Raw genomic sequence first — 14,451 nt, forward strand, 5'->3', positions numbered from 1 at the left:
CCCGATGACCGTCCTAGCCGCAGCCGACTTGCTGGCACAGTCGTCTGACGAATCGATCATCGACGAGGCCCTGACCGTGTCCGACTGGGTGCAGGCCGGGATCATCGTGGCGGCCTCAATCGTGGTGTCGGTGCTAGTCGCCCGCCTGGTGCGAAGAGTGCTGGTCCACGTGGTGGGACCGGGCTTCGCCGCAATCGTGACCGCACGGCTGGTCGGCTATCTCCTTTTCCTGATCGGCCTGTTCTACGCGCTTACCAGCCTGGGTGTGCAGGTCGGACCGCTGATCGGCGCCATCGGGCTGGGCGGCTTGGTCCTGGCGTTGGCCTTGCAGAAGCTGGTGGAGAACTTCTTCTCCGGGCTGATCCTTCAGGCCCGCCGGCCCTTCAAGGTGGGCGATACGGTGCTGCTGGGCGACCATCTGGGCGTCGCCACCGACATCGACTCCCGCACCACCGTGCTGCGCGGCCTCGACGGATCGGCGGTGCGGGTTCCCAACAGCGAGGTGGCCGCCGGGCCCATCGTCAACCTCACCAACGAGACGTTGCGACGCAGCGAGCTGGAAGTAGGCGTGGCCTATGACACCAACCTGCAAGCAGCCACGCAGTGCCTGACCGAGGCGCTCGAACAGGTAGAGCGGGTGAGCGCTGAGCCGCCCGCACAGGCGCTGTTGACCCGCTTCGGATCGTCAAGCATCGACTTCACCCTGTACTACTGGCACGCCAGTGATGTGCCCACCGAGTTGGCCACCCGCCACGACGTGATCCTGTCGGTCCACCAGAGCTTCGCCGCCGCGGGCATAACCATCGCCTTCCCCCAGGTTGTGGTGTGGTCGGGCGACGGCGAGGACGACCAGCCCTACCAGGGCCGCGCCGGGATTATCACGGCGGGTCCGACACCGGGCACCCAGTCGAACATGCCCCCTGCTTTGGTCCGCCAACTCTCCCGGTGGCGGGTCCGCTCCGGCATCCTGCGCCGTTTCAACCCCGGCGACTAACTCCGCCCAAGCCGCGAACAATGCTGGTTGTGACTGATTTGGATCGAACGTTTTGGGGGCTGGATTGCGTTGCCCCCACCGCTCATTTGGAGGCATTGGCCGAGCTTGAGGCGGCCGGGCATGTCGTACTGGCGGCAACCGGTCGACGGTTGCGGAACATCGGCCGTCTGTTCGAGTTGAACAGTCTCCGATTGCCCGCAGTCGCCCTCGACGGATCGATCGGAATGGACTTCGCCACCAAAGAGCGCTTCCACCGCATCGCCTTCGACCCCGCTGCCCTGTCTGAGCTATTGGACATTCTCGACACCCACGGCATCCGCCCCTGCCTCTACATCGACGACCGTGGCCAGCCCGACGGCGATGTGGTGCTCCCCGAGAACCCAACCAGCGAACCCACCCATTTGGAGTTCCTCGAAGAAGACCTCAACCCCACCCTCAGTCCCAAAGACGTGGAGTCCGATGTACTGGAGCTGGTATTGACCGGCCTCCCCTCAGACCTCGCTCACCTGGCGGCCAAAGAGGTCCATTCAAGGTCGCTAGGAGTCGCCCGCGTCGACGAGCCCGACCCCCTCTACGGAGGAAGCCGCCTGACAGTGTCACCCCCCGGGATATCCAAGGTCTCAGGAGTAGAGGCCTTCTGCCAATGGAAAGGACACAAGTTCGACTTCGCCGCCATCGGCGACGGCGTAAACGACCTCGAACTACTAGAAGCCGCCTCCATCAGCATCGCAATCGCCGGCAGCCACGCCAGCCAAGCCACCACCCCCCACCACCTCATCCCTCCCCCCGAACAATCCGGCTGGGCCACTGTCCCAGGGCTCGTCCGTTGAGGCAACCAGCCACTTGGCTCACTTCAGGAAATAGACGCCTTAAGCTCGGCGGGCTGCTTCCTTGGCACTTGCAATGATCACAGTTGCGTGGTCCTTGGCAAAACGCGCCACTGCTACCAGGCTCACTTTGTCGCTGACCTTGTAGGCGAGAACGCCGGCGGTCACACCGACCAAGAGCGCTACTCCGGCTGAGGCGCCCGCTGAGCCAGCCACTGCGATGGCGGCCAGGCTGGCCCCGGAAGTCGCCGCGCCCTTGAAGCTCCCGTCAATCATCTCGGCGAATTCATCAGCGCTACTTGCCTTGTTGTAGGCCCGGGCCATGGCCACCACAGAGACCACCATCAGCAGGGGGTTGGCGCTGACTGCGGCCGACGTACCGATGACCGAGGCAAGCCTGGCGAATTCTTCGGTGTCGGCGCGGTTCCACCGATAGATCACCGACACCACTCCGATTGCGCCGCCAAGGAGGTCGGCTGCGTCATAGGTGTTCAGCTCGTAAAACCAGGCCTTGGGAATCCCGAACTTCGATTCCAACGCCGTAGCCACCGAATCGAAAGTGGACTTGTCCCACGTCGCCAGCGGCAGGCCTCGAGGCGTGGACGCATCTCGCAGCAGTGCCTTGATCGTTCCCAGCGCCTCCTGCACCACGGTGTCGTCAGCCGATACCCCCCTGGCAGCCCGAGCCGCCCCGGCGATGGTATGGCCCCCATCAAACAGCCGGTGATAGCTGCCACCCAGACCAGAGCGCAGCGCGGGATCCAGATAGTTGGCGTCCATCGCCTTGTCATAGACCGTCGGAGCCCCTTTAACTGCCGCGGCCGCCAATCGGTTGAGATCCCCCGACAAATCACTAGCCACCAAAGCCTGCGCCGCTGACATAACCTGCCCAACCCGCTCCTTCGTCCCATCAATCGCCGCCCTACCCCCAACCCGAACCCTCCAACCCGCCACCATCCCCACCCCAGCAACCTTCGCCAATGCTCGCCTACCGCCAGTCGCTGCTACGCCACGTAGCTTCCTCGCCTTCAATCGCCAACCGCCTACTAGTGCAGACGCCTATAGGATCCTGTTGACTCTTGCATGAACTTCCCCGGCGTCACGGGCAAACTCATCAGCCGTCCGATTCATCACTCTGGACGAGCCCAAATGTCACAAACCTGCCGTGCCAACCATTCCCCACGCTCTTGAATGGCATTCTCGTTCCATTCATTTGACCAAGAAACACCTGCGGGAACAACTGCTTCGTGTGTCAGCATCTTGTTTAGGTGTAGATTTGAATGCTTCGCCAACTCCAGACTCTTTTTTGACCATGCTGAATTCGATAAGGCAGGATTTAGCTTGTCATTTACTAATGTCAAATTCCCAAGTGTATGCAAGAGAACATTTCGCTCATCACGGCTGAATCGGTTGCCTTCCAATGGCCAATCTTCCTGCGCCCACGAAACGGGGAGGAGATGCTCAATAGTAAGGTCTCGCGGACACCGAGATTCCGCTTTGCTATTTGTATCACACAAACGATCCTCAACTGCTTCAAGAACCAGCCTTAGACGTGCGCGACTTAGTTGGAAATACAGCGGACGTTCTAGAATTGCGGATTGGAGATCAGTGTCCTCCGGCCAAGCAGTATTGACGGCTTTTGCATCTGAGAGAATCTCTCCAATTATTGCAGGAACATCTTCCCCCTTGTGTTTCTTGACCTCCCGAAGAAGTGGATGAAGGAAGTTTTGATATCCTTGTGTACTTCGGCGACAGATCATTCTGCGCATAAACCAACTCTCAAGGAGGCGAACTGAATCCTCGAGCTGACTTCGGTTGATGCCCGATTTGTCGCTGAACAGCCACAACAATACAGGAGTTAAGACACGCAGTTGCGAGACTTGCCATCGGTAGAAGAAGTCATTGATTGTCCGATCTTCGTGCAAGGACTCCTCCAGAGATTTGAAGACTCCGGCAAAATCGGAAATGCTGGACGCAACTTCTTGCACTCCAAGATCATGTTCCGTAAGTAGCCTGCGATATTCGTCAAACACCCTTTGAGCACTCACTTCACGTGTGAGGTTCATCCCAAGCCAATAGAAGAGGAAAGCGTCTAGTCGAGGCCAGCTGATACGACCAAGTGTGACTTCTTGACGCCACCAATCGTCTTCAAAATTCTTCCAATGGTTGAAATGAAGAGCTTCAACGTCTAGACCGACACTCTGCGCCTGACTAAGCAGGTGGTTCTTGACCAGGTCGGAAGCCAGTAGTGGTGTACCCCGGGCATTTAGGGTTTCAAAAATGGCTTGCGCATTGTCCTTCTCAGATAGGTCTATGACCACTAGATGCAGGCCGCTCCTAATTGCATTCACAAGTGCTGCGAACCTCTCTGCAATCGATTGCTGCGAATCTTCGTCTTGTGCCCAGTTGCAAGCAGAAGACTTGAAGAACGCGTGAGCCTGAGCTATTGAGTTGTCTTTGAGGTCTTCCGGCACCGTGTCGTAGTCTGTCATAGCGAGGCGAAAAACTAGTTGGTCTGCGTTCGTTGGCCAGACCTTGAATTGGTCGTCGCCTGCAAAAATATCGTCATCATTGAGTACTATTTTTCGCAACTTTTTGCTTTCGATATTTGCACCTTCGACTTCTCTGATCGCTTCCTCTACTGCATCGGCAAGTAGTTGTAGCGTGGTAAGGCGTTGTTGTCCGTCAATTACGTCACGTATTTCAAGGGTGCCCACAGGGTTAGACTGTTGGCGAACTACGACTGCTCCTAGAAAATGAGGGGCCGGGTGTACGCCGTTGTCTAGCTCAGATTGGGCAAGCGCGGTGACGTCTTCCCACAATGGTTCCCATTGCCGTTCACGATCCCAGACATAAGGACGCTGATATAGAGGAACCCGGAATTGGACATCTAATCCAAAAATCTTATGCAGCGGTAGGATGCTTACGTCCATGTCGACCTCCATGAGACACACTGATGCTTACCATTGAAACCAACCTCCCCGCCACTTCCAGTCTGTGGGCAACGTGACCCGTAGATGGAGTCAGAAAGTCGCCGTTGCCTGGTCGAGTCACCTGCTGAGGTCCATTTTCTTCTACTTCCGGAGCTTCTTCGACGCCATAGATTCCTCATGCCCAGCCTGGGGCCGCCCTTTTCGCGAGAACGGAGGGAGGTCTGTTGGCTCCTGCGTCGCGGTAGGTCATTGAATTAGGGAGAGGCCATCCTGCTCAAGCGCCACTGGATGAGGAGGTGGACTAGGTGAGTGCGAGCCAAGTGATGAGGTGGACGTCTTCATCTCGGACTTCGGGGAGGGGGGTGGGGGGTGTGTAGGGCTGTAGGCCTAGGTGTTGGATGGTGTTGAGGATGTTTTGGGCTTGTTGGGTGGGGTCTTCGGAGTTGTTGATGGCGGCTTGGAGGGTGCGAATGGTGCGTTCGGGGTAGGGGGCGTTGATGGTGTCTATGGCACGGTCGAGGTCTTCTTGGGTGAGGTCGGGGGGTGGGTGCTCTCTGAGGATGTCGGCGGCGCGGCGGAGGCGAGGGGGGATTTTGGGTTCTAGGTTGGCTTTGTCGGACATGACATTCCACTGGGTCACGATGTCGTCTCTTGCTGTTTCCCAGGCGGTGAAGGCGCCTTGGATGGTGGCGTCGTCCAGTTGGCGATCGGTGCCGAAGCCATCTGGAGGGCGGGCTTTGTGGAGGCAGGCCAGGGTTTCGTCGACCACGGGGCTATCGGTGTCGGAGCCGGTTTCGACAAAGCGGAATAGGGGTTTGGGGTGGTCGCCTATTCGGGCGCAGAAGATGTAGCCGGGTCGGCCATCGGGGCTTGTTACTGCCATGCCTGAGCCGGAGCCCCAGGGGAGGGACTTGATCTGGCTGGCCAGGTCGGAGTCTTCCAGGGCTTGGCGCAGTTCTTGGCGGAACTCCTCGCCTGACAACACGCCTTGAGCAGTACCACCTCTTTCGAACAGCTCGGCGTCTTCGTTGCGGAGTCGGGCGATCTCCTCTTTGGTCTCAGTGAAGTTGATCTCTACTTGAGCAACTTGGTCAGGCAGCACCTCGCCAACGCCGATGCTGGCGGCGGCCTGGGCGATCTTCCTGTGCAGCCGTTCTTCAAGACCGAGCAGGTCATCGAGGCGATCATCGGGAAACACGCACCGCAGGAACACCTCGGTGTGATGAGAGCCGATGCGGTCAATGCGACCGTGGCGCTGCACCAGCCGCATCGGGTTCCAGGGCAGGTCGTAGTTGATGATGTGACGGGCCTGTTGGAGGTTCACCCCCTCGGCCAGCACGTCGGTGGCCACCACGATGTCGAACAGGTCGTCATCGGCCCCCTGGGGGGCGTCGGTGGTTTTGGGAGCGAACCCCCACAGCACTCGCTCCTTGCTCCCGGAGCCGGAGTTGCCCGCCAGCGACGCGATACGGCCCCTATAGGGAGCCAGACGCTCGTCGGTTTCAACCGTGGTAACCAGATGCTCCAATACCCAATCGACGGTGTCGGCGTAGTAGCTGAAGATCAACACCTTGCGCCGGTCGCGCACATCGTCGGGACCGATCCCCTCAGCAGCGGCATCGGCGGAGATCTGGGCCAGCTCTTCAACCAAGGCGGTCAGGTTGGGATCGTCGGGACGGGTGACGGTGCGGGCTTCGGCAGCGAATGACCTCAGGAGGGCCCGGTCTCGGTCCACGTACTCCCGCAGATGTTCGAGGTCGTACTCGGCGGCGTCATCGGACACCCCGACGATGCCTCCTAGGAAGGTGTCGACCTGGTCTTCGTCCATCTCGTCGGAGTCGGTGGCGATCCAGTCGGCCAAAGCGTCGCCAGTGGCTACCCGGCCGTTGTCGAGTAGCGACAGAAAGGCGTCGTGGCTCTTGGCCATCCGCTCACAGGTCTCAGCAAAGGCATACGGCGATGACTCGAACCGCTTCAGCAATCCAGATCGCAACAGCCCGGCGAGCTGTTTCTCATAAGCATCTTCCTGGTGGTCTAAACGGAACTGCGATGGCGAATATCGAGCCATGGTGAGCACCCGGGGATCTTCGACACCGGCGTCGGGATCGAGCGCGTGGGCGAACCGGTCGAAGAAGCCGGGCATCACCTCGTCGAGGTTGTAGTCCACCTTGTGGACCCGGGGAGTAGGGAAGACGATCTGCTGTTCCTGCCCGCCGACCTTGATGGTGTCGTTGGGGTAGAACCGCTTGACGAACGAACGGGTTCGGCGCACTGCTACCGCGTCCAACACGTCAAACAGGTGCTCGGGGGTGAGGTCGTCGGGGTTGAGGGCCATCGCATTGGCGAAATGGTCGCGCAGCGAGCGGATGCCAGCATCGGCAAACACAGCGTCGTTGCGCAGGAAGTAGCCCAGCAGGTGATACAAGTCCCACAAGCTGTTGTTCACCGGGGTGGCGGTGAGCATCACCAGCTCCTTGGGCGGCGAACCGGCCAACAGCTGGCGCAGTGCGTGGGCCCGCTGGGTGGCGGGGTTGCGGAGATTGTGGGCCTCGTCGATCACCACCATGGCGTATTCGTTGATGCCAGCTCTCAGCTTGATGGCAGTTTTGTGCTCGGGGTTTAGACGACTGTCGGCCATCAGCTCCTCGTAGGACACAAGCTCCACCGCCAACATGTGCTCATGGATGAACGCCGTCCACGGCCCGTCGCGAAGCGTGGCTGGGGTGATCACCAACACCCGCTGACGGCGATCTTGCACCGCCTCCCGGATCAACTCCCCAGCCAAGAACGTCTTGCCCAAGCCGACTTCATCGGCAATCAGCACCCCGTTGCGCTCATCCAAGATGCGTCTGGCCCGCCACAGCCCGTCGGACTGGAAATTGGTGAGGTGGATTTGCGGCGCGCCCTCGGCGGCCGCCTCGGCTTCCAATTCCTCGCCGTAGAACTCCCACAGCATCCGGAGATACACGAGCCAAGGGGAGTGAGGCTCAAACCGGGCCTCGAACAGCGAAGCCAAGTCGTATTCCTCGGCCTCGGCCCACAGCTCCTCGAACCAGTCGCGCACCTGGCCCACCACATGGGGCGCGTAGTTGCCCAGGTTCAGCTCCAAGTTGGTAGCCAACCCCGCATAGGTGAAGTTGGACGACCCGGCCACCACCCCGTGGGAGCGGTCCCCCACCAAGAAGGCCTTGCCGTGCAGGAACCGCCCTTCCAGGCGGCGCACTTGAACATTCTCCGAGCGCAGCCACTTCACCAGCCGGCGGGTAGAAGCATCGACCTCAAACGTGAAGCCCAAGTGGTCTCGCTCAACCACAAGGTTCTGCTCGTGGCCCTCAAGCGCCTGGCGCAGCCGAGCCCGGATCGCCCGCTGGGGATTAGCCGATTCAGTCTTTAGCGCCCGTCGGCGGCTTTCGGGTGGAGTCGGCTCGGCTCCCAGCAACAGTCGCACGCCAGTGACCTGATCCAACGAATCGGCTAGCAGCGAGTATCCACCCACGTTGAAATAGGCAGTGGCAACGTCCAAGCAGGCCCCGCCAACGAATCCAGTGGCGGCATGGGAAATGAACCCGTTCAGCGCCCCCGCCACCGTTTCCTGGCCCCGGTTAACGGCCAACTCCGGCTTCTCAACTGCGGTCATGCCACCTCCGTGCCAACCCTCGAATTAAAAGGGGTTGCAATAGCATGAAAGTCCTGTAGGGTAGGGGGCGTGGAAGAGATGGCACCCGTGGAGGTCGAGAAGGGAAATTCCGCTGGTGATGAACCGGTGCCGCCCCATCTTCGGCCTCTGGAGGAAAAGCTGGCTGCAATCGCCGAGTTCAGGAAATTCTGCGATGAGAACATCGGCTCAGGCGACGACATCACGTCTGCGTACCTCGAGGAACGGGCAGCCCTGAGGGAGATATACCCCAACACCCTGGTTGACTTAGGGCGCGCCGGGATTATCAAAATGCGGGTATTCCGCGAAGACGGATCGTCGTACTTCTTGCCTGACGGCGAAGAGGCGGATTCCTGAAATCGAATCGTCCGCCTGTCGTCCTCGACGCATGGCCGATCGTGCGCTACGCGAACGGGGAACCTGCGATCGTGAGGGAACTGGAGGGACTGCTCGGAGAGCCGGCTTCCATCATCGTCTGCAGTATCAATCTGGGTGAGGTCCACTACACACTGGCCCGCCACAGAGGATTCGCGACCGCGGACAGCATCTGGGACTTCTTCTGCGCGAGCGCCCAAGTCGAAGCACCCACTTTGGAGGTGACCCGCAGCGCCGCAAGGCTGGTGGTCACTAGCCGCATCCCGTGGGCTGATGCTCATGCTGCGGCCACGGCCATGGCCCACGGGGGCGTGGTGTGGGCGGGAGACAAGCACCTGAACAAGCCCGGGCCCTGGAAACGGCGGGACCTGCGCAAACTCGGCATGTCCCCTCGGGGAAGCCACAAGGAGTAGTAGAGCGCCGCTCACCTAGCGAGCCTTCTGAAGTGGGCGAGGACGGCGGCGTGATGCTCGGAGTAGTCGACGGCCTCGCTGAAGGTCTCGTAGACCACGGCTAAATCGTCTTCGTCGAGGCCATAGAGGTGGGCGACGCATGCGTCGAGCTCGCAGATGAGGTCCTGTATGACCGCCTCGTCATTGGCCGACCCCACCGGCACCCCCACCTCCGCCGCCCACTCAGCAAATCGCTCGTCCACTGCGGCGAGGCGACCGGCGATTTCGACTACACGGTCCCGGACAGGATGACCTTCGCCGGGATCAGGGACAGACAGCTGGTTGAACTGTCCGAAGGACATGACCAATTCGATTGTGCGCCGAGACTGCCAATCACAGGGAATAGAACTCAGCACCCCCAGCACATAGGTCTCATCTGCCATGGTTCCTTCGATCTGAAGCAAGTAGGGGGCCTTGTGCACCAATACTCGGCCGCCTGGAATTAGCGCAGTAATGAGCGTGCGCGTATCTGTTGATCGGGCTACATCCCTGAATGCGATCCGGGGATTCAAACAGGGCAGCGTTGCAGGATCATCAGCAACTGATTCGTCTTGCTCAGCAAACGCAGACGACCGGGTGCGGCGTTGCGAGAGCCGCTTCTCCTGAAGATGGGCGATCATGGACTGAGCATCCGCGCTGTCGTAGTAGACACCTGTGTCCGGCTCCCAGAGATTGAACGAGGTGCCTTTGTAAACCGGCCAGATCTTGTTGAACTCAGACGCGACGTCTTCAGTTCCATGAGTCCCCGATTCGGCGGAAGCAGGTGAGGACGGCATCGCGTCGTTCATCCCACTGTCCCGGTCGTCCGAATGTGTCGTACACCACCGTGATGTCGTCCTCGTCTAGGCCGTAGAGATAGGCGACACAGGCGTCTAATTCGGCTAGCAGCCAAGCCCCCCCCCCCCCTCAACAGTGCCGACAGGCACACCTACTTCAGCGGCCCACCCAGAGAACCGATCGTCTTGGGCAGCTAGTAGGGCAGCGATTTCTGCTACTCGGTTGCGAACGGGATGTCCTTCACCGGGGTCAGGAATCGACAGCTGATTGAACTGTCCGAATGACATGACCAATTCGACAGTCCGCCGAGCCTGCCAATCACAGGGCATAGAGCTGAGTACCCCCAATACATATGCCTCGTCGGTGGCGGTTCCTTCGATCTGCAGCAAATAGGGCGCCTTATGCACAATGACCCGTTCGCCAGGGACAAGTGCCGCGATGATCGTCCGGGTATTGGTCGGGTTCGTCACATCTCTAAAGGCAATCCGCGGATGCCGACACGGGAGAGTTGCGGGGTCGTTGGAAATTTCCTCACTTTGCTCCGCAAAGGCAGACGACCGGATCCGGCGTTGTGAGAGCCGCTTCTCGTGAAGATGGGCGATCATGCTCTGGCCATCCGCGCTGTCGTAATAGACCCCAGTGTCCGGCTCCCAGAGGTTGAACGATGTGCCCTTGTAGACAGGCCAAATGTCAGTCATCGGAGATGTCCCCGATCCGGTTGGCAGCGGCGCCATCGTCGTTCACGAACCTGCTCCGGTCGTGGGTGGCGTCGAATTCTCGGACTGGGCGGAAGCGCCATCGTCGTTCACGAACCTGCTCCGGTCGTGGGTCGCGTGGAACTCGGCCACTGCTCGGAAGCGCCACGTCCGTCGTCGTTCCAGAACCGGTGGCGGTCGTTGGTCGCGTTGAGGTCGCCCTGTACTGGTCGGAAGCGCCAGTTCCGTGGCTTTCCGAGAGAGAGAGAGAGAGAGAGAGAGAGAGAGATTCGGCGGGATCAGGCAGGTCGGCGCCGTCGAAGCGGGGGTGGTGTTTGATCTTGCGCCAGACGCGAAAGGCGGGTCGTGTCGGTATTTGGGGGAAGGCCGCGGTGTTCGACCATTGGGTGAACTCCGATACCGGCACAAGTTCCGGCTTTCCGTCCACCATGGTGCGGAAATGGGCCGGCGAACTCGCCGGTCCGGGATAGATGGCTACATGCGGCTCATCGGGGTCGCCCTCAAAGCCACCCCCGAGGCTCGGCTCGGGGGCTGAGCTTGCGGACGGCAACGAGCGCGACGGTGTAGCGGCCGTCGACCCCGTCGAACGCCCACTGCTTGGTGTTGAGGCAGGTGACGACGGAGAAGACCGGGTGACCGCCACCAGTGCCACCGTGTAGGAGTTGTGGACCCCCTCGAACACCCAGCCCTTGTGGTTGATGACCGTGGCCACCGATAGCCGCATCGGGCTGGGTAACCCCCCCCCCCCCAGCGCTTGATTTCGTCGACAATAGGAGCGCCGACGATCTCGGTACGCCAGTTGGCCATGCCAGCGTCAGATACTGCGGACCGGGGCAGCACCATTCCGATCTTGCCCCCGTCACGGCACAGGGCGAGGTTGGCCCAGGAGAACGCTTTGTAGAGGTCGGTTTGGCCTGATCCGAGGTTCGGGAACGTCGCTCGCAGCACCAGTTTCAGAGCTTCGGCCCGCTCCCTCTCGCCTTCGAACTCTTCAGCCAGATCTGGCCGCTGTGCCTCCAGGGCATCAATGCGGGCTCGCCGCTTCGCCACCGGCAGCGACCTGACGCCCGGTAGGTGCATCCCCCACCAGACTTCCCGGTCCACCACTACCTTCTCCCATGGGGGATTGCCCAGCAGGCAGTCGAAGCCGCTTCGCTCGGTTCGAGCAAACACTTCTGGCCACACGGTCGGATAGTGGACCGGGGTCATTCGCTCCACCGCGGCACGCACGGCTGGTTGTTCGGCTAGGGCGGCCACCTTCTCTGGGCTGAAGTCGAAGTCCTTGTGTATTTCAATGACCCCCGCCCGCACTGCGGTGGCCACATCGAAAACGGCTTCGGCCGGCAAGACAGCCTCACGGGTCTGGGCATGGGCAGTTCGGGCTGCTTCGATCTCGGCCTTGTCTGCGTCATTGAGCCGTCCGAGTCGAGCCAAGGGTGCTTGGCAGGCTTCCAAGAGACTCTCCAACTGATGGACAAACAGCGATGCCCCGTCTTTGCTCCCCTTCGGCGCAACCGCTACGGCCGCATCATCCACCGACGCCACCCCCGTGAGGCTGTCGCCTTGGACCAGGTTGTGGTCTAGGAACGAGAGAGGGAGGCCGGGGACGAAGGTGTGGACCCAGATGGCGAGGCGGGCGAGTTCCACGGCGACACGGTTCTTGTCAACGCCGTAGACGCAGTGGCGGGCCACTTGGCGACGCAGCAGGGAGCCGGATTCGATCGGCACGCCGTCGGCCAGGTCGCCTAGGGCTTCGAGAGCGGTGGTGCGCAAACGGTTCAACTCTGCGGTCACCGCGGCTACGGGGTGGAGGGTGAGCCAAGCCGACAGGCGGGCCTCGATGCGGTCGACGGCGGCCACCAAGAAGTGGGCAGAGCCCATGGCGATGTCGGCGCAGCGGAAGTCGAAGAACGCCTCGGCCACCGCAGCGTCGTCTCCTCCCTCTCGAAGTTCGTCAAGTCGGGCGATGTGGTCGTCGAGGGCGGGCTCCAATGCGTTGTCGAGCAGGTGCTCGACGGCGAACGGCTTAGTGAAGTAGGAGCCGGTGGCCTTGCGTACCCCGGAGCGGTTGTGGAAGTACACCACACCGGCCTCCACCACTACGTCATCGTCGTCGACCGCGGGCACGTACTGCTCTTTGCCCTTGATGGTCTTGATGGTGAGGTCGTCTTGGGCCACAGACAGCTTCGACTCCAGTAGGCCCTCGTAGATGGTGCCGAACTCCCGCACGGACAGCGACCGGAAGTCCACCGGCCCCACCCCCTCGGGACTCTGGTCCACCAGCACCGAGGAGAGAGCGGGACCGAACTCGGCGTTCGTGAGGCTGATGTGGGCGATTGCTGCTCCCGATGGGCTCACCACGAGATCAGCGGAGAACAAGCCGCCGTTGTAGGCAGGCACGCCCCAGTCGGCATTGCCGTGGTTGACGGCGTCCCACAGCTGGTTCACGTCGTCCCACAGATCGGTGGCCTGCTCGTCATATTCGGCACGGCCCAGGTGGCGATCATCGGCCAGCAGCCGGGCTATGTGTGACAGCGAGTGGTCGGCGTAGCGCCCGTTGGTGCGATAGGGCAACAGGTCTTTGTCCTCGGCATAGGCCACGAACAGCAGCCGGAACAGAATCACCATCACCTGCTCGTAGGCATCGGCTAGGTCGCTCTCGCCCAAGTCGTCTCCGTGTCGATCACGGGACAGCCGGGCGGCTACCGCTTTGGCCAGCGCCGGGACCGTCTGGTGGTACACCCGCTCTCGCAGCCGCACGGCCAACTCGGCAACGAAATCGGCCGAGTGCTCGAGAATCTCGTCGAGGGTGCCCTCGTCGGCCAGCGCGTCGGCCGAGAACAGCAGGTGCAGGTAGCCGGCCAGCTCGTTGGGAACCAGCGACAGGTTCAACTCCACGAAGGTCTCGGCCCGGCCCTTGCGACCCACGCCGGTATCGGGGCGAGCGGCGTAGAGGCGGATCTCCGATGACCGGGTGAGAATCACCCAGTCCACCCGGTGCTGGTCGGCCAAAGCCAGAGCTCTTGACACCGGGGAGGTGTTGTCGAACCGGTTAGAGGGCGCCTCGAAGGGCTCGTCCTCATCGCAGAACACGGCCACCGCATGATTGCGGCCGTCGATGGTGAGCATGGAGGCGTTGGTGGCCAGCGTCTCGATGTGAAAACCCAAGCCCTCGACCAGTCGTCGGCCCCGACGCCCCAGAAGCGCCAGTGACTTGTGGCTGGCGGTCGGCCAGTCTGTTCGATCCGGTACGCCAGCCCTGAGTTCTTGGGTGGCCAACAGGCCCACGTTGCGGAGCCCGGGGAAGGGTGATTCCAGCTCGGGCATGGCCGCCAACAGGAACCGGGTGGCAGCGTGGTGGTTGGGCTCGCTCAGCGCCACCTCGGCCAGACGCTCGGCCTGCGACACTTCGAGGTCGTGGTGGACCACCGGTGGCTCCCCCACCGGACCGCACAGAGAAACCCGCTGGCCCTCAGCAGTGGGATAGAACGCCACCAGCAATACCGGGCTGGCCCGCCCGGCCCGCCGCTTCGACCATCCATCACGGAGTTCTGCTGCCCTGGGCTTGCCTGACGCTCGAACCAGCGTCACCTCCAACCCGCTGGGAGCATCTTGAACGAACACCCCCGCCGGTGTCAGTGATGACGGAAACCCGGATGGCGCCGACCAAGAGGTGGGATCCCGGTCTACGAGGAAGTCGTCCATCTACCAGGCCTTGCCGC

Annotated in this window: 10 protein-coding genes; 4 read left to right on the forward strand and 6 right to left on the reverse strand. The window is 61.3% G+C overall.

What is annotated here, in order from left to right; all coding sequences use genetic code 11:
• The first annotated feature begins 4 nt into the window (after positions 1-4).
• Positions 5-994 (forward strand): mechanosensitive ion channel family protein, encoded by a 990-nt coding sequence (locus ACOGI7_RS12385; protein ID WP_419849067.1) that lies wholly within the window; start codon positions 5-7, stop codon positions 992-994.
• 29 nt (positions 995-1,023) lie between these two features.
• Positions 1,024-1,824 (forward strand): HAD hydrolase family protein, encoded by an 801-nt coding sequence (locus ACOGI7_RS12390; RefSeq protein WP_419849068.1) that lies wholly within the window; start codon positions 1,024-1,026, stop codon positions 1,822-1,824.
• Positions 1,825-1,863: 39 nt separating this feature from the next.
• Here ACOGI7_RS12390 and ACOGI7_RS12395 read toward each other — a convergent pair whose 3' ends face one another.
• The 3 genes from ACOGI7_RS12395 to ACOGI7_RS12405 all read right to left on the reverse strand — a co-directional run bounded on the left by ACOGI7_RS12395 (position 1,864) and on the right by ACOGI7_RS12405 (position 8,391).
• Positions 1,864-2,601 (reverse strand): hypothetical protein, encoded by a 738-nt coding sequence (locus ACOGI7_RS12395; RefSeq protein WP_419849069.1) that lies wholly within the window; start codon positions 2,599-2,601, stop codon positions 1,864-1,866.
• Positions 2,602-2,951: 350 nt separating this feature from the next.
• Positions 2,952-4,766 carry a DUF262 domain-containing protein gene (locus tag ACOGI7_RS12400; protein ID WP_419849070.1) on the reverse strand — a complete coding sequence of 605 codons (1,815 nt, stop codon included), beginning with the start codon at positions 4,764-4,766 and terminating at the stop codon, positions 2,952-2,954.
• Between the two features lie 289 nt (positions 4,767-5,055).
• Entirely contained in the window at positions 5,056-8,391 is a 3,336-nt protein-coding gene (locus ACOGI7_RS12405) for an SNF2-related protein (protein WP_419849071.1), read from the reverse strand.
• 69 nt (positions 8,392-8,460) lie between these two features.
• On the opposite strand from ACOGI7_RS12405, the gene ACOGI7_RS12410 reads away from it, so the two are divergent.
• Together ACOGI7_RS12410 and ACOGI7_RS12415 are read left to right on the forward strand one after the other, a co-directional pair.
• Positions 8,461-8,766, forward strand: a complete 306-nt coding sequence (locus ACOGI7_RS12410; RefSeq protein WP_419849072.1) for a hypothetical protein — start codon at positions 8,461-8,463, stop codon at positions 8,764-8,766.
• Positions 8,763-9,197 carry a PIN domain-containing protein gene (locus ACOGI7_RS12415; protein WP_419851507.1) on the forward strand — a complete coding sequence of 145 codons (435 nt, stop codon included), beginning with the start codon at positions 8,763-8,765 and terminating at the stop codon, positions 9,195-9,197. The genes ACOGI7_RS12410 and ACOGI7_RS12415 overlap by 4 nt, the downstream gene beginning before the upstream one ends.
• A gap of 11 nt (positions 9,198-9,208) precedes the next feature.
• Here the strand turns inward: ACOGI7_RS12415 and ACOGI7_RS12420 are convergent, their stop codons facing one another.
• The 3 genes from ACOGI7_RS12420 to ACOGI7_RS12430 form a co-directional block, all read right to left on the reverse strand.
• Positions 9,209-10,024 (reverse strand): hypothetical protein, encoded by an 816-nt coding sequence (locus ACOGI7_RS12420; protein WP_419849073.1) that lies wholly within the window; start codon positions 10,022-10,024, stop codon positions 9,209-9,211.
• A 93-nt stretch (positions 10,025-10,117) separates the two neighbouring features.
• Complete coding sequence (locus ACOGI7_RS12425; RefSeq protein ID WP_419849074.1) at positions 10,118-10,711, reverse strand: hypothetical protein; 594 nt, start codon at positions 10,709-10,711, stop codon at positions 10,118-10,120.
• A 492-nt stretch (positions 10,712-11,203) separates the two neighbouring features.
• Positions 11,204-14,434 carry a hypothetical protein gene (locus ACOGI7_RS12430; RefSeq protein ID WP_419849075.1) on the reverse strand — a complete coding sequence of 1,077 codons (3,231 nt, stop codon included), beginning with the start codon at positions 14,432-14,434 and terminating at the stop codon, positions 11,204-11,206.
• Positions 14,435-14,451: the final 17 nt, after the last annotated feature.

The organism is Candidatus Poriferisocius sp. (assembly GCF_965204145.1).
In the GTDB taxonomy this organism is placed as follows: domain Bacteria; phylum Actinomycetota; class Acidimicrobiia; order Acidimicrobiales; family Bin134; genus Poriferisocius.

Coding starts and splice junctions, on each gene's coding strand:
- ACOGI7_RS12385 (WP_419849067.1), top strand. CDS start 5: ATGACCGTCCTAGCCGCAGCCGACTTGCTGGCACAGTCGTCTGACGAA.
- ACOGI7_RS12395 (WP_419849069.1), bottom strand. CDS start 2,601: ATGGACGCCAACTATCTGGATCCCGCGCTGCGCTCTGGTCTGGGTGGC.
- ACOGI7_RS12400 (WP_419849070.1), bottom strand. CDS start 4,766: ATGGAGGTCGACATGGACGTAAGCATCCTACCGCTGCATAAGATTTTT.
- ACOGI7_RS12405 (WP_419849071.1), bottom strand. CDS start 8,391: ATGACCGCAGTTGAGAAGCCGGAGTTGGCCGTTAACCGGGGCCAGGAA.
- ACOGI7_RS12420 (WP_419849073.1), bottom strand. CDS start 10,024: ATGAACGACGCGATGCCGTCCTCACCTGCTTCCGCCGAATCGGGGACT.
- ACOGI7_RS12425 (WP_419849074.1), bottom strand. CDS start 10,711: ATGACTGACATTTGGCCTGTCTACAAGGGCACATCGTTCAACCTCTGG.
- ACOGI7_RS12430 (WP_419849075.1), bottom strand. CDS start 14,434: ATGGACGACTTCCTCGTAGACCGGGATCCCACCTCTTGGTCGGCGCCA.